The 18,320-nt window shown below is 42.1% G+C and carries 19 protein-coding genes; 15 read left to right on the top strand and 4 right to left on the bottom strand.

The genetic code is table 11. From position 1 onward, the window contains the following. Positions 1–168 precede the first annotated feature (168 nt). Positions 169–891 carry an MOSC domain-containing protein gene (locus MHH86_RS19665; protein WP_076100238.1) on the top strand — a complete coding sequence of 241 codons (723 nt, stop codon included), beginning with the start codon at positions 169–171 and terminating at the stop codon, positions 889–891. A gap of 92 nt (positions 892–983) precedes the next feature. Beyond that, complete coding sequence (locus tag MHH86_RS19660) at positions 984–3,059, top strand: serine hydrolase domain-containing protein (RefSeq protein ID WP_036688865.1); 2,076 nt, start codon at positions 984–986, stop codon at positions 3,057–3,059. A gap of 56 nt (positions 3,060–3,115) precedes the next feature. Here MHH86_RS19660 and MHH86_RS19655 read toward each other — a convergent pair whose 3' ends face one another. After that, positions 3,116–3,547 carry a flavodoxin domain-containing protein gene (locus tag MHH86_RS19655; protein WP_076100240.1) on the bottom strand — a complete coding sequence of 144 codons (432 nt, stop codon included), beginning with the start codon at positions 3,545–3,547 and terminating at the stop codon, positions 3,116–3,118. Between the two features lie 425 nt (positions 3,548–3,972). Between MHH86_RS19655 and MHH86_RS19650 the strand changes: the two genes are divergently transcribed. Beyond that, the gene (locus tag MHH86_RS19650) at positions 3,973–4,314 is read left to right on the top strand and encodes a DUF4181 domain-containing protein (protein ID WP_076100242.1); all 342 of its coding nucleotides are present in this window, start codon (positions 3,973–3,975) and stop codon (positions 4,312–4,314) included. Between the two features lie 301 nt (positions 4,315–4,615). Here the strand turns inward: MHH86_RS19650 and MHH86_RS19645 are convergent, their stop codons facing one another. Beyond that, positions 4,616–5,425: a lipase family protein gene (locus MHH86_RS19645; RefSeq protein WP_076100244.1), complete on the bottom strand. Its 810-nt coding sequence runs from the start codon at positions 5,423–5,425 to the stop codon at positions 4,616–4,618. Positions 5,426–5,557: 132 nt separating this feature from the next. On the opposite strand from MHH86_RS19645, the gene MHH86_RS19640 reads away from it, so the two are divergent. The 5 genes from MHH86_RS19640 to nagA all read left to right on the top strand — a co-directional run bounded on the left by MHH86_RS19640 (position 5,558) and on the right by nagA (position 11,163). After that, positions 5,558–6,847, top strand: coding sequence for an L-serine ammonia-lyase, iron-sulfur-dependent, subunit alpha (locus MHH86_RS19640; RefSeq protein ID WP_076100246.1), 1,290 nt, complete (start codon positions 5,558–5,560; stop codon positions 6,845–6,847). Between the two features lie 198 nt (positions 6,848–7,045). Then, positions 7,046–8,512, top strand: coding sequence for a YdiU family protein (locus tag MHH86_RS19635; protein WP_076100248.1), 1,467 nt, complete (start codon positions 7,046–7,048; stop codon positions 8,510–8,512). A gap of 38 nt (positions 8,513–8,550) precedes the next feature. Continuing rightward, positions 8,551–9,030: a DinB family protein gene (locus tag MHH86_RS19630; protein WP_036688853.1), complete on the top strand. Its 480-nt coding sequence runs from the start codon at positions 8,551–8,553 to the stop codon at positions 9,028–9,030. A 175-nt stretch (positions 9,031–9,205) separates the two neighbouring features. Next, positions 9,206–9,991, top strand: a complete 786-nt coding sequence (locus MHH86_RS19625; protein WP_038572168.1) for a DeoR/GlpR family DNA-binding transcription regulator — start codon at positions 9,206–9,208, stop codon at positions 9,989–9,991. 23 nt (positions 9,992–10,014) lie between these two features. Next, positions 10,015–11,163: an N-acetylglucosamine-6-phosphate deacetylase gene (nagA, locus tag MHH86_RS19620; protein WP_076104968.1), complete on the top strand. Its 1,149-nt coding sequence runs from the start codon at positions 10,015–10,017 to the stop codon at positions 11,161–11,163. Here the strand turns inward: nagA and MHH86_RS19615 are convergent. Both MHH86_RS19615 and MHH86_RS19610 read right to left on the bottom strand, forming a co-directional pair. After that, positions 11,152–11,922 (bottom strand): AraC family transcriptional regulator, encoded by a 771-nt coding sequence (locus MHH86_RS19615; protein ID WP_326047706.1) that lies wholly within the window; start codon positions 11,920–11,922, stop codon positions 11,152–11,154. The genes nagA and MHH86_RS19615 overlap by 12 nt on opposite strands. 19 nt (positions 11,923–11,941) lie before the next feature. Beyond that, positions 11,942–12,523, bottom strand: a complete 582-nt coding sequence (locus tag MHH86_RS19610) for a LysE family transporter (RefSeq protein WP_036688845.1) — start codon at positions 12,521–12,523, stop codon at positions 11,942–11,944. 116 nt (positions 12,524–12,639) lie between these two features. On the opposite strand from MHH86_RS19610, the gene MHH86_RS19605 reads away from it, so the two are divergent. The 7 genes from MHH86_RS19605 to MHH86_RS19575 all read left to right on the top strand — a co-directional run bounded on the left by MHH86_RS19605 (position 12,640) and on the right by MHH86_RS19575 (position 18,317). Beyond that, positions 12,640–13,194, top strand: a complete 555-nt coding sequence (locus MHH86_RS19605) for a GNAT family N-acetyltransferase (RefSeq protein WP_036688842.1) — start codon at positions 12,640–12,642, stop codon at positions 13,192–13,194. 190 nt (positions 13,195–13,384) lie between these two features. Next, positions 13,385–13,864, top strand: a complete 480-nt coding sequence (locus MHH86_RS19600) for a DUF6530 family protein (RefSeq protein ID WP_036688841.1) — start codon at positions 13,385–13,387, stop codon at positions 13,862–13,864. Positions 13,865–13,906: 42 nt separating this feature from the next. After that, entirely contained in the window at positions 13,907–14,266 is a 360-nt protein-coding gene (locus tag MHH86_RS19595; protein ID WP_036688839.1) for a GIY-YIG nuclease family protein, read from the top strand. A 188-nt stretch (positions 14,267–14,454) separates the two neighbouring features. Continuing rightward, positions 14,455–15,453 (top strand): Gfo/Idh/MocA family oxidoreductase, encoded by a 999-nt coding sequence (locus tag MHH86_RS19590; RefSeq protein WP_036688837.1) that lies wholly within the window; start codon positions 14,455–14,457, stop codon positions 15,451–15,453. Between the two features lie 2 nt (positions 15,454–15,455). Continuing rightward, positions 15,456–16,373 (top strand): AraC family transcriptional regulator, encoded by a 918-nt coding sequence (locus MHH86_RS19585; RefSeq protein ID WP_235219571.1) that lies wholly within the window; start codon positions 15,456–15,458, stop codon positions 16,371–16,373. A 17-nt stretch (positions 16,374–16,390) separates the two neighbouring features. Then, complete coding sequence (locus MHH86_RS19580; RefSeq protein ID WP_036688834.1) at positions 16,391–17,473, top strand: Gfo/Idh/MocA family oxidoreductase; 1,083 nt, start codon at positions 16,391–16,393, stop codon at positions 17,471–17,473. A 139-nt stretch (positions 17,474–17,612) separates the two neighbouring features. Next, the gene (locus MHH86_RS19575) at positions 17,613–18,317 is read left to right on the top strand and encodes a response regulator transcription factor (protein ID WP_036689130.1); all 705 of its coding nucleotides are present in this window, start codon (positions 17,613–17,615) and stop codon (positions 18,315–18,317) included. The last annotated feature ends 3 nt before the right edge of the window (positions 18,318–18,320 follow it).

Raw genomic sequence — 18,320 nt, 5'->3', positions numbered from 1 at the left:
GTGAGTGTTATCTCAAAATGCAATATATCCAACAGTCATAGTATAAAACATATAACTCAATAAAACATATAAAATTTCTGGGTTATTAGATATTCATACAACAGTTAAATAAAATCAGGTAGAATGGGAAGATACGTTGCATTTTAAGACAAGTGGAGGCGTTGTATCATGTTATCAGTTGTTGGTGAAATTCAAGGAATTAATCGTTACCCGGTCAAGTCATTTGCGGGTGAGAATTTAGAAAGCTGTATGATTGAACCGTATGGAATGCTTGGTGACCGTTTTTGCTCCTTTTACGATGAGTCAAAAGAGGGCTGGCGAAAATATATCACCGCTAGAAATATTCCGAATATGCTTACCTATCAAGCGCAATTTATAGATGGACAAATCCATGTAACGGCATCAGACGGGCGAACCTTTGGATGGGATGATAATCTATTGGAAGAAATCCAAAGCCAAACCAAAACTCCAATCACTATGTCTGGTCTAAAAGCTGCACATCCTCAGCCAGAACATCCGCAGCTCCTATCCGTGGATGGCGCTAGTATTCTACTCATTACGGATGCCAGCTTAAAAAAACTGGAAGCAACCTGGGGGCATTCCTTGGATCCACGGCGTTTTCGCGGGAATTTTGTTATTGCGCTGAATGATGATTCTCTTTTTGAAGGAGATTGGATTGGACGCCGGCTTAACATTGGGGACGCACAGCTACAGGTAGATAGTTTTTGTGAGAGATGTGTTGTGATTACGATGGACCCGGATAGTCTCCAGAAGGACCCAGTGCTTTTGAAAAAACTGCATAAAGAGTTTGATTTGCATTTTGGAGTTTATGCTTCAGTAATCAAAACTGGGCAAATTCGAATCGGAGATAAAGTAGAATTAGTAGATTAGATACATGGTCCCAATATTGCAAACTTCCTTTACATTACTCCATGGATAAATTATCCTTTAAAGGATGACGATTTCATATCGGGAGGTTATGTATGAAGAAGAATTTGGCATCCCTATTAGTTGCATTGCTTCTACTGGTAATGTATGTCCCTACGAGTGCATTAGCAGCAGATAGCGGCAAAGGGCAAACGTATGTGAACACTCAGAAGGTGGCAGCAGAGAAGGCAGCATTCTTAACGGAAAAGCTGGGAACGACTAGTCTCCAATATGCTCTTATTGATGGCGATAATATCGTTGTGAGCGGTCAATCTGGATATAGTCATGTGGAGAGTAAGACAGCACCAAGCGCTACAACGATGTATGGAATTGGCTCAACGAGTAAAATGTATACAACAGCTTCTATTATGAAGCTTGTTGAGCAAGGGAAAGTAGACTTGGACGGTTCAGTCGTATCTTATTTGAATAATTTTACGATGGAAGATCCTCGGTATAAGCAAATCACTGTACGGATGCTGTTGAATCATTCCTCAGGTCTTGCTGGCTCGAACTTATCCAATTCTTTTTTATTTAATGATTCTGATCCTATTGCAAAAGATAGTTTACTAGAAACGTTGTCAACACAACGTCTGAAGGCCGATCCAGGTGCCTACTCAGTATATTGTAATGATGGATTTACGCTGGCTGAGTTGATTGTTGAAAAGGTCAGCGGTACGGACTTTACCACATTCATTCATCAAAATTTCACAGAACCTCTAGGGCTTGAACATACGAAAACGCCTGTAGATTCTGTAGCTTCTTCTCAGCTGGCTAGTGTCTACAATGCTACCTACTCAGCAGCTTTACCCAAAGAAACCATTAACGTGATTGGAACAGGTGGTATCTATTCCACTGCAGAGGATTTGGTGCGCTTTGCAACTATTTTTACGGGCCAATCGACTGGCATTTTGTCAGAAAAGTCTGTGAAAGCGATGGAACAAGAGGAATATAAGCGTGGAATATGGCCTAAGGGAACAGATAATTCGTTAGCTTATGGATTAGGCTGGGACAGTGTGAACTTATATCCATTTAACCAGTACGAAATCAAGGCTTTGACAAAGGGGGGAGATACGGGTCTGTATCATACCTCATTAGTTGTATTGCCCGAACAACGGATGGCAGCAGCAGTAATATCTTCTGGCGGAGCAAGTACAACGGACCAGATGCTTGCCAACGAAATTTTACTCAGTGCCTTACAGGAAAAGGGAGTTATTAAGGAACTGAAAGCTACACCTACCTTTAAAGCTTCGAACAAAGAGGATATGCCGCAAGAATTGGTAAACTATGCGGGTGTCTATGGTGATTCTACGCAACTAATGAAGATAGAAGTTAGTAAAGCTGGGGAATTGAGTATATCTTCGATTATAGCTCCTACAATGCCAGCGCAGAAATTTTCATATAATTCGAACGGTGAATTTTTAGATGCCGAGGGTACAAGTAAAGTTAGCTTTGTGAAGGAGAGCAATGGCCGTATCTATCTTTGGAGTCAAGGGTATGGGGTAATTCCAGGACTTGGTGAAACTGCCGTTATCCAATATGCAGCTGAGAAGCTTGAACCTAATGCCCTATCTCAAGAGGTCACTACTGCTTGGCAGCAGCGTCAAGGGAAATTGTATTTTGATGTCAGCGAGAAGTACAGCTCCCAATATTACATGAGTATGCCGGTAGCTGGAATCGCTATGTTCCCTGACGCACCTGGTTATATGGGCTCGAATAAAATAACTGGGCCTAATAAAGCAGAAATGACCGTGCAAATTCCAACCATCGCTGGACGCGATCTTGCGGATCTTATTTTTGAAGAGAAAAATGGTGTGGAGTATTTAAAGATTGGCAATCAATTATTTATACATCAAGATGCGGTTAAACCGATTTATGCAGGCCCGCAATCTATGGTAACGATCCAATCAGATGGATATGCTAGATGGTATGGAGTTCCTGAAACCGCAACAGGTAAGATAATGACAGTAGAGCTGCCAACCAAGAGTTCCTTTGCCGTCTATGATGAGAATGGTGTATGTGTGAATTACTTTACCATTAGCGGTCTTAAGCAAGTCAAACTTCCTAGCAACGGCAAAATTGTATTTGTAGGTGATGTCGGTGCGAAGTTTGAAGTGACCCTCAAGGCGCAATAAACGTATATAAAAAAAGAATCCTGTTATCAAGATTTTCGTCTTGGTAACAGGATTTTTTATTTGAAATTTTGTGAGAATTCTTTTATTTTATCTACCAATATCCCTTTGAGCTGATCAGTACCTTCCTTTGGAGCCTTATAGGCCTTATAACCTCCAAAAGATTCAATACAAATCGCAGCTTCTTTCAGATCATCAGGGAAATTTTTCTCTATTAATTCTTCGGTTTTCTTGGGTTTCTCGTTACAAATGTAGTAGCCCATCTTCTTAGTCAGTAACTCATCTTTATTTTTTTTGATAAAGTCACGAATGGCTTTATATATTTTTTCATCTCTTACTCCTGCCCCTAAAATAATGCTATCAAATGCCTCGATATTTGGCTTCTCTAATTCTATATTGCAAATTTTGCTCTGAGGTAGCTCTTCTGATAATACTTTTGCACATTGTTCTGTTGCTCCAGATTTTGTAGCGTATAGAATAAGTACTGCCATTGTGTTCCCTCTTTTCAGTTAAGATTAATCGCGTTCCCTCATGGAAAAAATCTCGTAAATCAATTATCTTGATTATCAAGATATAGTATATTTTAGCGAATATGCTGATCATTTGTCAAGCCAACGGCAAGCTCCTGAGTGTTAATTAGATATCCTTATTATGGTATCATGGGAATAATATTAATCTAATGCTAACAATATCTTTAAGGAAATAAACAAAAAAAGAGGAGTGAACATAAATTGGGGATCATCGTAATGCTAATCATCTATTTGTTGCTTGGAATATTTGTGATTAAAGTAGGCATCGATAACTCTAGAAGTACGCAACTATCAAAAGAAATATTAAATGAGTTAAAAGAAATCAAAGAACTAATGATCAGAAATAAATACGAATGAATTCTATATAAGGGTGGAGGTGAACGAAAGTGAAAATTGGACTTATACTTATAATCCTTGCTTTTTCTAACCTGTTTCTAAGGATATGGATTGTTAGCCCGGACAAAGAAAAACTTCCGGAAGAAGGTTATGAGCTTAATATAAAAGTGAAGCTTATACTTGCACTTGTGGGATTAATTACGGGGGTTGTGATCATAATTGCCGATGGCCCAGAGGGTGTGGTTATGAAGTGGTTTTGGATTGTAGTTATAATAGTTGCAATAGGGTTTCAGTCGTTTATCGACTGGAAGTTTCTAAAACATACGAAACAGCACATAGTTTCACTTATTCTGTTAGTCCTGGGTGTGGTATTAGTTTATTTTATATTCTGACCTAGTCTCATTCGTACCGGTTTCTAACCCATATGACGTTAATTGCTGAATAATCGCTTTTTTACAGCATTTCGGACTCCAGTGCAGCTATTCGTTAGAAAGTGACTTATATTAGGTGTTTTTTATACCAATAGTGGCCATGGAGTCCGCTGGGATTTTTAAAGTGGAAATATACTGCTGTTAGTGTCAATGGAGTCTGTTAGTGACTTTGTAACTGCTGATGGCATCGAATCATACGAAGAAAAGAGGTGTTTCGGCAGCCAGCATATGGCTTGTTGGGCACCTCCTTTTTGGGTTCACATTATACTTCTGCTTTCGTAGCCACGAGAGGACAGAATCCAGGGTTCGTTATACATAATTCTTGAGCGAATTCCGGTTGGAGCTTGGAGAGCTCGGCGAAATAGCTGCTGATTACGTGATTACCACTTGCAGATCCATTTTGGAAAGACAGTGAGTTAAAAGTATGGACATGATTGTAATAATACTTTTTTTCCCGTTTGGGGAGCTTATAGACATGCGGAGGTGCGTAGGTTACAACATCAAAAAGATTGGCATACCGGTAACTCTTCTGCACATATTGTTTGAAAATATTAACGAAGTCCGGATCGCCTACCCGTGGGGAACCATAAGTATAGAGGTTAGGTGAGGTGTAAGAGGTATTTGCCGCAATATCTAAGGTACATAAGGTGGCGAGCGCTGCACCGAGGCTGTGGCCCGTAATGTATAAGGTCTTGTCGGGAGATAGCTTGGAGAGCGTAGAGAAGATGCCATCCCGAGCTGAAGAATAAATGTTGGTGAAGCCACGATGGGTGAGAGAGTCTTCTTTAAGATATTTGAACCGTTCCTGTGAAGCGAGGACGTTGGATATCCAATTGGTCGTCGTACTGGTTCCCCGAAAGGCAATAATAATCTCTTGTGGAGACTCCAAAATAAAGCCGAAACGTTCCCATACATTATTGAAGGATTGTGCTTCAATGGGATGACATAGCTGATAATCTAATGGAATGACGAAAACTCCATCTATATTTGAAAATTGTGTATAGGTCTGCCCGCAGACTGCAGCTAGAAAGATCGCCCTTTGCCCTTGCTCATTCCTCTTACTCACGTGCATCCCGCCTTTCTTTCCTACACTATATTAGGGGGATGAAGGAGTGATTCCTAAGAAAAAGGATTCCCTGAAACTTCTCTCTGAGTTACTATATATAAATAACTCCAACAGGAGAGAGAAGGGGGAAATGCATACATGAGCAACTTATTGGAAATTTTACACAAGGAAGTCGTACCGGCAGAAGGCTGTACGGAGCCGATTGCAGTTGCGTATGCCGTCTCCTTGGCGGCAGAGCTTCTCGAGGAAGAAATTACGGGGATTCAGCTGCATCTCAGCGGTAATATTATCAAAAATGCAATGGGAGTGGGCATTCCCGGGACAGGCCAGACAGGCCTGCCCATCGCAGCAGCCCTTGGAGCGGTGGTCGGCCGTTCTCACAAGGAACTGGAAATTCTGTCAGGTCTGACACAGGCTGAGTTGAAGATGGCAAATGACCTGCTGGATAGAAAGCTGCTAAAAGTGGAGATAAAGGACACTCCTGAGAAATTATATATTGAAGCCCAGTTGTTTACGCAGAACCATACGGCGACTGCCATTATTGCCAGAGAGCACACCCATATAGAATATTTGGCTCTGGACGGGGAGAAAATAACACCCCGGAATTCAAAAGCCGACTGTGGCAAGCCTGGTCTTTCCGACACGGAAGAGTATGCGGGCTCAGTTGATCAGATATTCGAGTTTATCTGTTCCGCTCCTTTTTCAGAGCTTAGCTTTCTCTTGGAAGGAGCGCGGATGAACAAAGCGATCTCTGATGAGGGATTGCGAGGTGATTATGGCTTGCAAGTAGGCAAGAAAATGAATCAGCAATCTGCGGTGAATCTGTTCGGCAATGATGTAGCGAACAGAATTATCGCGGCTACCGCAGCGGCTTCAGATGCTCGAATGGATGGCAGTGCAATGCCTGTGATGACAACTGCGGGCAGTGGTAATCAAGGCATCGCCTGTACGCTTCCCGTTATAGCTCTGGCGGAATTGCTGGGCAAAGATGAAGAAATGCTAGCTCGGGCGCTTGCACTGAGCAATCTGGTCACTGTGCACATCAAACATTATATCGGGCGTTTGTCCCCATTATGTGGTTCAGGGATTGCAGGGGGAGTAGGAGCAAATAGCGGGATCATTTATCTCATGGGCGGCAGTCTTGAGCAGATCAAGCATGGGATACAGAATACGATTGCTTCTTTGTCAGGTATGATCTGTGACGGTGCGAATTCTACCTGTGCGCTGAAGATTTCCACCTCCACCAATACGGCGATCCAGGCAGCCACACTAGCTATGAACAACATTGCTCCTACAACCAAGGATGGTGTGATTTTCGAAGAGGTGGAAGATACCATCCGCAACATGGAGCGTTTGGTTCAGGAAGGGCTGGCGGATACTGACAAGACCATTCTCAATATTATGCTCTCCAAAGGCGGAGCGAATTAGCTTCCAAATAAGTTGAAAACAAGATAGAACATCATAATTAAGACCGCCCGGTTTCCTGCATAAAATGGCAGGAAGCCGGGCGGTCTTTGTAACACTTCGGCAAAACATAGATCTGCGAGAAGATTTGCATTAAATTTTAACATAACTTATTCTGAGTTAATAAAGGCATAGAGACTGAGGGTATAAAAAGGAGATAATATGACAGAGAAAATAGATATAGGCTGGAATTTTGCGAATAGTTATATTCATCTGCCGGAATCAATGTTTACAAGAATTAAGCCAACGCCTGTGCGTAAACCGGAACTGATTATTTTTAATGAACCATTGGCTGCTACTCTAGGGCTGAATAGCACAGCACTACAGAGCAAGGAGGGTCTTGGAATTCTTGCCGGCAACGAAGTTCCTGAAGGTACCGTGTCGCTTGCGCAAGCTTATGCTGGACATCAATTCGGACATTTTACCATGTTAGGAGACGGTCGAGCAGTGCTGCTGGGCGAACAGATCACCCCTCAAGGTGATCGTGTAGATATTCAGTTGAAGGGTGCGGGAAGAACCCCATACTCTCGTGGTGGCGATGGCCGGGCAGCGCTTGGACCGATGTTACGCGAATATATCATCAGTGAAGCTATGCATGGACTCGGGATTCCTACGACTCGCAGCTTGGCGGTGGTAGCTACAGGGGAGTCGCTAATCCGGGAAACGGAACAGCCGGGGGCGGTTTTGACTCGGATCGCGGCGAGTCATTTGCGTGTTGGAACTTTCCAATATGCTGCTGCATGGGGGACTGTGGAGGATCTGCGTATTCTGGCTGATTACACATTGCAAAGACATTATCCAGAAGCTCCTGTGGAAGATAATCCATATCTTGTTCTGCTTCGGGAAGTAATGGAACGTCAAGCAGCGCTAATTGCCAAATGGCAGCTTGTAGGTTTTATTCACGGAGTGATGAATACCGATAATATGGCCCTTAGCGGAGAAACGATTGATTATGGTCCATGTGCCTTCATGGATGTGTACAATCCTGAGACAGTATTTAGTTCCATAGACCAGCAAGGTCGTTATGCCTACCACAATCAACCCGGGATTGGCGCATGGAATCTCGCCAGATTTGCCGAGACTCTCTTGCCATTGCTGGCTGACGATCAGGCACAGGCGATTAAGCTGGCTGAGGAGGCAATTTCAGATTTTTCGGAGCGGTCCTATCAATATTGGCTAACGGGAATGAGAGCGAAGCTGGGAATCTTTAACGAAGAGTTAGAGGATGTTGCTCTGATTGATACCCTCCTTGAACTGATGCAAAAATATCGGTCTGACTACACTAATACATTTCGGTCTTTAACTTTAGGCGTAATGGAAGATGCTGATCTGTTTGGCACTCCTGAATTTAAGCAATGGAATGAGCTGTGGCAGGCGCGCCTTAGCAGGCAGCAGGAATCACAATCCTCTTCACAGGAGCTGATGCGTACCAGTAATCCTGCGATTATTCCGCGGAATCATCGTGTGGAAGAAGCGCTTGAGGCGGCGGTAGAGCGGAAAGATTACGATGTGATGGAGAGGTTACTTCAAGCATTGTCTAACCCATACGCCTACTCCCCTGAACAAGAGGAATACTCGGCACTTCCTGAGGAATCCGCATGTCCATATCGTACATTCTGCGGTACTTAAATTGCTTATAATCTATCTGGAAAATGGGGGAAGGAAGAATGTTTCATGCTTATGATGTTCTAGCCAACCAGTTGCTGGCCAATGCAAATGATCCGAGTTGGTATGTGCCCTTTGAAGTGGCGGTTAAAGACTTAAGTGAAGAAGAAGCTTTTTGGAAGGTAACGGAAGAAAGCAATAGTATTGCTGAGATTGTGCAGCATCTGCTTTACTGGAATGAAACTTGGCAAACAAGGTATAAAGAAGCCAGTGTTCATGCGGTTCCTTCAGTGGATAATAATAATACCTTTGTCGTTGCAGAAGAGAAAACGTTCGAAGCGTTGCAAAAACAACTTTTAGAGGTTCTTTTACATTGGCAGGAATTGATTAAGAAAGAACAATTGGAAGCTGATGTTCAAGGATTCCCAGACAGTAAATGGTGGGAAGTACTCGGAAATGTAACAACCCATAATGCTTATCATGTGGGCCAGATTGTTTTTATTCGAAAAATACAAAAAAGCTGGAACCGCAATGTGAAGTGACATTGTGAAGTAAATCCTAAAAAAATAAAATTAAAAAGGCGTTAGCGGATGCACATTCATCTGGCTTTCGTCTTTTTTTACGTATTAATACTTACATATGCTTAATTATATACTCATAAACGCTTGTAAATACTTATTAAATGACTTATGATGACTTTAGGAGGTGGATTACCTTATGTATCAAGAGGAACGATTATTAAAAATACTCGAATATTTGAAACAACACCAAGCAATGAGTGTTCAAGATATCTGTACGCAATTTGAAGTCTCAAGAGATACTGCCCGACGGGATATTGTTAGGTTAGTACAAGAGGGCGTCGTTGTTCGGACGCATGGCGGTCTAGCGTTACCAGAATTACAAAAAGAATTATTATCTTACCAGGATCGTTTGATCGATGAATCCGAGAGTAAGCAGAGAATTGGGAAGATCGGAGCCGCGCTTATCCAAGATCGTGAGACTGTGATTTTAGACGTATCGACCACTGTACAGTTTGTTGCTGAACAAATTAGTGCACAGGATATTACGGTTGTCACGCATTCAATAGATAATGTAGGGATTTTATCCCATCGTGAGGATCTGCAAATTTATGTACTTGGTGGTTACTTGAATGTGAAAAACCGCTTGTTATATGGTTCTTCCATTATCGATAAACTTAGTGAAATTCGTGCGGATAAAGCCTTTATTGGAGCGTCGGCGATCTGTGCTGATGGGCTCTATTATCCTTATGAAGAAGATGCGCGGGTAAAAAGAGAAATGGCTCGAAGATCTGATCAAGTGATTTTAGTAGCCGATCACACCAAATTTAATGCCAAATCCTTTTATCGGCTAGACTTTGACTTCATTGATATTTTAATTACAAATCGAGAGCTTCCAATCGAGATCAGAGAAGTTCTAGATCAGAAGAACATCACAGTTATTGAGTGTCAAGATGAAGCTGAAGAGGTTCGAAATCAAGAGTGATAACGAAATGGAGGAGAACGTTTATGACTTATATTTTGCAAAATGTACAAGTAGTGCTTCAGAATAGTATAGTTTCAGCGGCCAATGTATGGATTTCTGAAGGAAAAGTGATGAGGATAGACTCAGGAGATACCTCTATTCCAGAGGGTGAGTATGAACGGATTGATGGCGGAGGGCATTTGTTAGTGCCCGGAATGATAGATGTGCATATTCATGGTGCTAACGGGTTTGATATGATGGACGGTACTGCAGAGAGTATTCAAGAAGTATCGAAGGCTTGCGCAGCATCTGGTTGCACCTCATTTCTGGCTACCTCTGTGAGTTCTACGATGGAAGATCTTTTAGAGATGATTCGTAGTGTCAAACGTGTAATTGGGCATGAAGTGGGAGCAAAGATCGCAGGCATTCACTTAGAGGGACCTTATCTAAACCCCAAGAGAAAAGGAATGCAAAATGAAAAGTATCTGCGGCATCCTAACTTAGAAGAAATGAAGCTCATTTTCCAAGAAGCTGGATCACTCATTAAAATGGTTACGATTGCTCCTGAGCTGCCGGGAGGCATGGAGCTTCTTTCCTTTTTGAAGGAGCGGGGAGTGGTGATAGCAATTGCTCATTCGGATGCCACATATGAGGAAGCCAAACAAGCTTTTGCCGCTGGGGCAAGTCATGTTACGCATTGTTTTAATGGCATGCGGCCGATCCATCATCGAGATCCGGGGATTGTGGTTGCCGCTTTCGAAGAGAAACATGTAAGCCTGCAAGCTATTGTGGATAATGTCCATCTGCATCCTGCAATTATCCGATTGATGCATACCATGAAAGGACCAGAAGGAATGGTCTTGATCACAGATGCGTTACAAGCAATGGGGTTAGGGGATGGGAACTATATATTTGGAGGACATCAGGTTACGGTATCTGGGGGCATAGCGCGATTGGAAGATGGCACGCTGGCCTCCAGTACAGTTACCATGAATGAAGCCTTACGTTATACTGTCGAAACTGGAATTTCGCTGACAGATGCCGTACAAATGGCTTCAACTACACCTGCTAATATTCTTGAACTTCAACAAAAGGGGACGATAACCACTGGCTTAGATGCTGACCTGGTCCTCTTGGATGATGAATTTAAAGTGCTCTGGACAATGGTAGGAGGGCAAATCTTACAGCTGTGACCGATATTCATGTGCCGTTATTCCGAACACGCTCTTAAAATGCCTGTTCAGATGAGTTAGATCCACAAATCCGCAATCTACAACAGCTGCATAGATATCCTTGGTTCTCTCAATGGACTGCTTGGCACGCTCTACCTTGCAATTTAAGAAAAATTGATAGGGCGATATTCCTGTATGTGTCTTAAACTCGCGAATAAACTGATATTTGGACAGACCAAATTCTGTGCAGAGATCGTCCAGCTTCAGCACATGGTCTAAACTGCAGTACATCATTTCCTTTGCTTTTTTGAGAAATTTATTATTCGTTCTACGATCGGTAACTATTTCAGTATTAGATACTAAATGAAGCAGAGTGAATAACAGTTCACTGCACAAAGACTCCTCTTTGCCATTCTGGATGGCATGGTTTAGGGCTAATATGCACTGCGCCAATTTGTCATCGTATAAGATAGGAGTGGCGAAGCGGAGTTCTTTTTTTCCTAGTATCTCTAACATTAGGGTTGGCTTAATATAAAGCATGACATAATCAATGCCACCTTTATCATACGCATTGCCATCATGCGTTTGTTCTGGATTAAACAACATTACGCCATTTTTATGAGAGGATTGCAAACTACCGTCAAGATTATATTGCTGAATGCCACGAAGGGTCACACCGAGTGCATATTCCTCATGGCAATGTTTTTTATAGGTGAAATCAGTAAGGCTGGCGGATAAGGACAGGATCTCTGCTGACTTTTTATAGTTAAATCTCTCCACGTTCTTAACCTCCGCGACTTTATAGGATTCCCGATATCATAATGGCTGAGTATACTAAAAACAGTGCCATCACGGTATTTAGAACTTTTTGATGATTTTTCATAAATGTTCTGAAGATTGTCCCAAAAACAACCCATGTCGTAAATGCAAAAAATCCGATCACAGTTATAATTATAACAAACATAAACAAGGCAAGCGAAGAGGTATAGAATGGCATTACGTAGTTGGGAATGACCGTTAGTGTAAATACTAGCACTTTAGGATTCACAAGCTGCATAAGCACGCCTGAGCGGAAATTGGCATTGGGGTCAGGCTGGTCTTCCATTGAACCCATTTTAAAGATTTTATAAGCAAGGTAGAGCATATATAAACTCCCAATGACTTGCATAATGATCAGGATATTTGGGATGATTTCTACTAGAACACGGTTCAGCAGAGTAGAAATGATAAGTAATAAGCCAAAAGCCAGCGTGGATCCGTATACATACCCCATTGATTTTTTAGCCCCGGAATGTTGCACGGAAGAAAGAATAACAATATTGGTAGGACCGGGTGTAAATGTAGCGACAACGCAATAGATCAGAAAGGACAATATATTCATGATGACCTCCAGTAAAGTAGTTCTATGAATATAAACCTTTCAGTCTGAATGCTGATAGTATATTATTGCAGGATTTTTAAGAATTCCGGCCGGGAATAGAAGAGGTGTACGAATCAATGAATAAGAGTAATCAAATGGCCATAAGCACACTTTCTCCAGCTGATTTTGAATCCACATGCTCTGTTTTTGAAATTTCAATCCCAGATGCTTTTGAAAAAGAAGGGCTTGATCATTTACAAGACGATATCCAAAGTGAAATAGATCATAAAAAGCAAATGGTGATGACTTCACTGGATACTACGACTGGGGAGCCTTACTTCCTTCTTGCAAAAATAGAAGAGCAGGTGGTCGGTACGATTTCCTTTGGAGCTTGTGGCGAAGATATTCAAACCTGCACGGATCATCAGTTAGATGAAATAGGGGAATTGGGCAGTCTATACATTATGCCAAGTTATCAGGGTCAAGGTGTAGGTTCAGCCTTAATTAAGGAAATGATGATATTTCTAAAAAAGCAAGGGGTAGAGCGGTTTTGTCTGGACAGCGGTTATAAACGTGCACAAGTCAGGTGGCAACGTAAATTTGGGAAACCTTATAGAGTAGTGGAAGACTATTGGGGACCTGATTCCGTCCATATGGTTTGGTTGTGTAATGTGAGTGATCATTTAAGCTAGAGATATATTTTTCATAAAAATAACAGCCCCTTTGCTGCGCGCAGAGGGATTTTTTGTTTTGTTGGATAAAACGGGTGTAATGTCGTTTGACAGATGATCTTTTGCCGGGTAATATGAATCTTAGATTTAGTAAATTAGTAATTTAGTAAATGAGTAAATTAGTAAATCATAAAATGGAGAGTGACTAATCATGAAAATTCCAACAACTCTAAAACATAAACCTGTAATCGTGTCAGAAAATTACGAGCAGGTTGATGGCCGCTACGCCGGGGACACAGATGCAAAAGGTCTGTCCCTAGGATTAGCACAATGGAACGATAGAGGAAAAGTCGACATCTCAGCAAAGGTATGGAGACATACAGGGGACAAATGGTCGAGACAGTCCGAAGAGCTGCCAATGCACAGAGTGCTTGACCTGGCAATTTTGATTTGCAGAAGTAGTTTGTATTTTCAAGAGGCCTATCGTTTTCCGAAAATGTATGATCCCGAGAGCCCTATGATTGATCGTGTTGGGCTGCAAGGAGATGCAATGAGTGTATCTGTCTGTGCAGACAATCCCATGATTGATAATGATATTAAGCTGTTCGCCCAGGCCCTTAGTGATGATGGTGAAATGATTGGAGAACGACTTTCGGTATTGTCCCGTTTATTAAAAGAAATGGGGTACTGAAATTTAGTAGAATTGTTTGTGGAAGGAGAATCATGAATCATAATGGACAAAAGCAAACGTAAAGAACTTCAGGAACAATATAAGCAGCTCAAGACTTACATGGGTGCTATTCAAATTACAAACAAAATAAGCGGAAAAATATTCGTTGACAGTTATCCCAACCTGAAGAATAAATGGATGACTATACAGATGCAATTAGATATGGGCAGATTTGCGAATGCAGAGCTGCAAAAGGACTGGAAGGAACTTGGAGCAGAAGCTTTCAGCTATGAGGTATTAGAGCAGAAGGAGTCAGAAGACTTAACCGACGTGCGCTGGGAGCTTAAACTATTGAAAAAGAAGTGGTTCGAGAAATTGCAACCCTTTGATGACAAAGGATATAATAAGCCACTTACCCATTAAGCCAAGTATAAAGAAACCTTTAGCTTTCATAGCAAGGGTTTCTTTTTTTTTGATCGTATTTCACTCCGGATTTTATGTGTCGTAATATTATATATGTTTTGTCGCATTTTCCTACTAAAAAAGCTGTTTATTATGTGTTATTTTTATAGCAGATGTCAGAATAACATATATACGGGAGGCACAAGTAAATGACCATTAGAATTGGTAAGCTCAGCTATTGGCATGTGCATGCATGGGATTATACCAAGCAAGCTCAGGAGCATGAAGATACCGTATTAGCTGCAGTTTGGGACGAAAACGTAGAGCGTGGGAACAAAGCTGCGGAAAGCTTGAATATTCCTTTTTTTGAATCACTGGATGATCTGCTTGCGCAAGAGGATATAGATGCCGTTATCGTGGATGCACCAACGAATATGCATAGAGACGTAATCATGGCTGCGGCCAAAGCGGGTAAACATATTTTCACAGAAAAAGTTATTGCCCCAACGTTAAAAGAAGTTAACGCAATCATCGCAGAAGTTAACGAGAACAAAGTGAAGCTAACGGTCTCCTTGCCTCGTTTAAATGACGGCTATACATTAACTATTCAAGAGATTCTAAGTCAGGAACTGCTCGGCAAGATTACTTACGTTAGAGTTCGCTTATCCCATAACGGAGCAACGGAAAGCTGGCTTCCTGATCATTTCTTTAGCTTGGAGCAATGTGGAGGCGGAGCTTTGATTGATCTGGGCTGTCATCCCATGTATTTGGCGAAGCTTTTCTTAGATCAAGATGTGACTGGGGTAAGTGCTAATTTTGGTTATGTAACCGGTAAAGAAGTGGAAGATAATGCCTTAGTGACACTATTTACGGATTCAGGAGCGATTGGTGTGGTGGAGGCTGGTTTCGTGAATAGTCATTCGCCGTTTACTATCGAGGTGCATGGAACTGAAGGAACGCTGCTTTACGGAACACCAGAGAATAAGCTTCTTCTTAGAACGAACAAATCCACAGATAAAGAAGAAGGCTGGAAAGAAGTAGCCCTGCAATGCAATCGTGAAAGCGCCTTCCATCAATGGGTTGATCATATTCAAAATAATACACTTGCCACTCAAAATGTTGAAATGGCAGTTGAGCTTACCAGATTAATGGAGGCGGCGAACCGTTCGGCTAAAGAAGGCTGTGTAATTCCGATTGGGAGGACTTAACGTTGAGCAGCTTTCCCTATGAGATGATGTTTGAGAAGCAGGACATGCTTGAAAGATTGGATATCACGATTTTATGGGGACATTACGAGATTACAGTGTTTAGATTTCATTTGACATCTTTTCCACCGGGCAGAGTAGTCGAGTTCCATAATCATTCTGAATTTGAATTTCATTTCATTCCGCGCGGGAAGGGAGAAGTCATTCTTGGGGATCAAAAATATCCTCTTTCAGAAGGAATGTTCTATCTAACCGGACCAGGTGTTATGCATCGTCAAGAGGCAGATGCTGATGAATCCATGGAAGAGCTATGTCTGCATGTTGACATCAAGAAGAGGATCAGGGATGATGCTGATCTTTGGGAGGTTGCGGAAGCTGAGACCTGTGTGGAGAAGCTGAAGTGTTTACCTTTGGTCCCAGCACAAGACTATCACGGGGCTATGAAGTGTTTTCGAGAAGCGTACGAAGCATGCGATGGGAAGTTGACCGGATATTATACTTCAATTAAGCATCTTGTGATCAGTATTTTACTAAAGGCCGTTAGAGCGTATGATTCAGGCGGGATCCGCACGGAGGCGCCGGTTAGAGATATGCTGACTTACCGGTATCAATACGCAATGCAATATATGGAAGCGAATTATTCAGGAACGGTTACCTTAGAAAATGTTGCGGAAAAGCTAAATATTAGTTCAAGGCAGCTGCAGCGGGTGTTTAAGCAAGTAAATGCAGAACAATCATTCAGTAGGGCGCTTGAGGATATTCGATTGCAAGCGGTCTGCCGCAAGCTTGAAGAAAGCAATTATCCGATAGAACAAATCGCACAATCGGAAGGGTTTACCAATGCTACCTATTTGCATATTGTCTTCCGCAAGCGGTTAGGCATGACACCGGCAACTTATCGAAACAGCAAACAAATCCATTAGAGGTGAGGGTGAAGGATATGAGTAAGGTTTTTCGTGTAGGGATTATTGGATGTGGTGGTATTGCGAATGGCAAACATCTTCCAAGCTTGAGCAGACAAAGTAAGGTTGAGATCGTGGCTTTTTGTGACATTATTAAAGAACGTGCTGAAGAAGCAGCGGAGAAATACGGAAATAATAAAGCTACTGTCTATACGGATTACACTGAACTATTAAAAGATCAATCCATTGATATTATTCATGTGCTTACGCCTAATGATGTCCATGCGGAAATATCAATCGCTGCACTAGAAGCCGGAAAACATGTGATGTGTGAAAAACCAATGGCTAAGACGGCGGTAGATGCCAAACGAATGGTTGAAGCAGCGAAACGTACAGGCAAGAAGCTGACCATTGGATATGACAACCGGTACAGAGAGGACAGCTTATATTTGAAAAAAGCCTGTGAGTCCGGAGAGCTTGGTCATATTTATTTTGCGAAGGCACATGCCATCAGACGAAGAGCCGTACCGACCTGGGGAGTATTTCTTGATGAAGAGAAACAAGGAGGCGGTCCGCTTATCGATATCGGAACTCATGCGCTGGACCTAACCCTTTGGATGATGGATAACTATAAACCAAAAGTTGTGCTGGGCACTAAATATCATGAACTTTCACAAAAAGAAGAAGCCGCCAACGCCTGGGGACCGTGGGACCCTATAAAGTTCACCGTAGAGGATTCAGCCTTTGGAATGGTCGTAATGGAGAATGGTGCAACAATCATGCTGGAAGCGAGTTGGGCTCTGAATTCACTAGACGTACATGAAGCGAAATGCAGCTTAAGTGGGACGGAAGCAGGTGCAGATATGAAGGACGGACTTAGAATTAACGGAGAGAAATTCAGCAAGCTGTACACCAATAAAATTGAGCTTGGGGCAGGCGGTGTTGCCTATTATGAAGGAAAAGCTGAAAGTGCTCCGGATATAGAATTAAGAAAGTGGATTGAAGCGATTGAACAGGATAAAGACCCGGTTGTAACTCCTGAACAGGCTTTTGTCGTTTCGCAAATATTGGAAGCTATTTATGAATCGGCGCAGACCGGCAAGGCTGTGTATCTGGATTAGATTTTTGACAACTATAGCGATTTAGAGTAATATCCACTTGTGATTTAATTATAGGGATCCGAGACAAGACTCTCTCTTTACCGGGAGAGTTTTTTTGTTTTTTTACTTGTTTAGACTCTGGGTAATAGGGGTGGAAATCGTGGATACTGTTGATCGCAATCATGTGCTTATTGTGGAAGATGACGATAATATTAGACGTTTTATATCTATAAATTTAACGAATAATGGGTTTGTGGTTAGTGAAGCTGCTTGTGGAGAAGAAGCATTGCAGAGCTTTGAGGTGAGCCGTCCAGATGTTATGGTTCTGGATATCATGTTGCCTGATTCTAATGGGTTCGAAATATGCCGAAAGCTAAGAGAGAAAGACGCTGGGGTCATCATCATTTTCTTAACCGCACGTGGACAGGATTTGGACAAAATCAATGGCCTTGAAATGGGTGCTGACGATTACATTGTTAAACCTTTTAATCCATTAGAATTGGTAGCACGTATTAAAGCTATTTTGCGCCGTACAGAATCCGCTCTAAAGCCGCAAAGAACTATACTTCAAGCTGGACCGATCCGGCTTGATTTGAACGCGAACAAGATGTTTAAGCAGGATGACAGCATTGAATTAACTCCGAAGGAATTTCAGTTGATGAAAACCTTTCTGGAGCATCCGGATACAGCACTCTCTAGAAATGAATTAATGAATCTTGTCTGGGGAGAGGATTATATTGGAGATCCCAAAACGGTGGATGTTCATGTGCGTAAGTTAAGAGAGAAAATTGAGGTTGATGCTTCTAATCCGCATTGGCTTGAGACGGTATGGGGGCTCGGTTACCGCTTTAGAAAGGATGGTTGAAGA

The organism is Paenibacillus sp. FSL F4-0097 (genome assembly GCF_038593125.1).
GTDB classification, from domain to species: domain Bacteria; phylum Bacillota; class Bacilli; order Paenibacillales; family Paenibacillaceae; genus Paenibacillus_AQ; species Paenibacillus_AQ odorifer.
Note: the sequence above shows the minus strand (reverse complement) of the source record. Positions and strands in the feature narration are given on the sequence as shown.

Bases quoted from the DNA above. Each gene is read 5' to 3' on its own strand.
- MHH86_RS19665 (WP_076100238.1), top strand. From the start codon at position 169: ATGTTATCAGTTGTTGGTGAAATTCAAGGAATTAATCGTTACCCGGTC.
- MHH86_RS19660 (WP_036688865.1), top strand. From the start codon at position 984: ATGAAGAAGAATTTGGCATCCCTATTAGTTGCATTGCTTCTACTGGTA.
- MHH86_RS19655 (WP_076100240.1), bottom strand. From the start codon at position 3,547: ATGGCAGTACTTATTCTATACGCTACAAAATCTGGAGCAACAGAACAA.
- MHH86_RS19645 (WP_076100244.1), bottom strand. From the start codon at position 5,425: ATGCACGTGAGTAAGAGGAATGAGCAAGGGCAAAGGGCGATCTTTCTA.
- MHH86_RS19640 (WP_076100246.1), top strand. From the start codon at position 5,558: ATGAGCAACTTATTGGAAATTTTACACAAGGAAGTCGTACCGGCAGAA.
- MHH86_RS19635 (WP_076100248.1), top strand. From the start codon at position 7,046: ATGACAGAGAAAATAGATATAGGCTGGAATTTTGCGAATAGTTATATT.
- MHH86_RS19630 (WP_036688853.1), top strand. From the start codon at position 8,551: ATGTTTCATGCTTATGATGTTCTAGCCAACCAGTTGCTGGCCAATGCA.
- MHH86_RS19625 (WP_038572168.1), top strand. From the start codon at position 9,206: ATGTATCAAGAGGAACGATTATTAAAAATACTCGAATATTTGAAACAA.
- nagA (WP_076104968.1), top strand. From the start codon at position 10,015: ATGACTTATATTTTGCAAAATGTACAAGTAGTGCTTCAGAATAGTATA.
- MHH86_RS19610 (WP_036688845.1), bottom strand. From the start codon at position 12,523: ATGAATATATTGTCCTTTCTGATCTATTGCGTTGTCGCTACATTTACA.
- MHH86_RS19605 (WP_036688842.1), top strand. From the start codon at position 12,640: ATGAATAAGAGTAATCAAATGGCCATAAGCACACTTTCTCCAGCTGAT.
- MHH86_RS19600 (WP_036688841.1), top strand. From the start codon at position 13,385: ATGAAAATTCCAACAACTCTAAAACATAAACCTGTAATCGTGTCAGAA.
- MHH86_RS19595 (WP_036688839.1), top strand. From the start codon at position 13,907: ATGGACAAAAGCAAACGTAAAGAACTTCAGGAACAATATAAGCAGCTC.
- MHH86_RS19590 (WP_036688837.1), top strand. From the start codon at position 14,455: ATGACCATTAGAATTGGTAAGCTCAGCTATTGGCATGTGCATGCATGG.
- MHH86_RS19580 (WP_036688834.1), top strand. From the start codon at position 16,391: ATGAGTAAGGTTTTTCGTGTAGGGATTATTGGATGTGGTGGTATTGCG.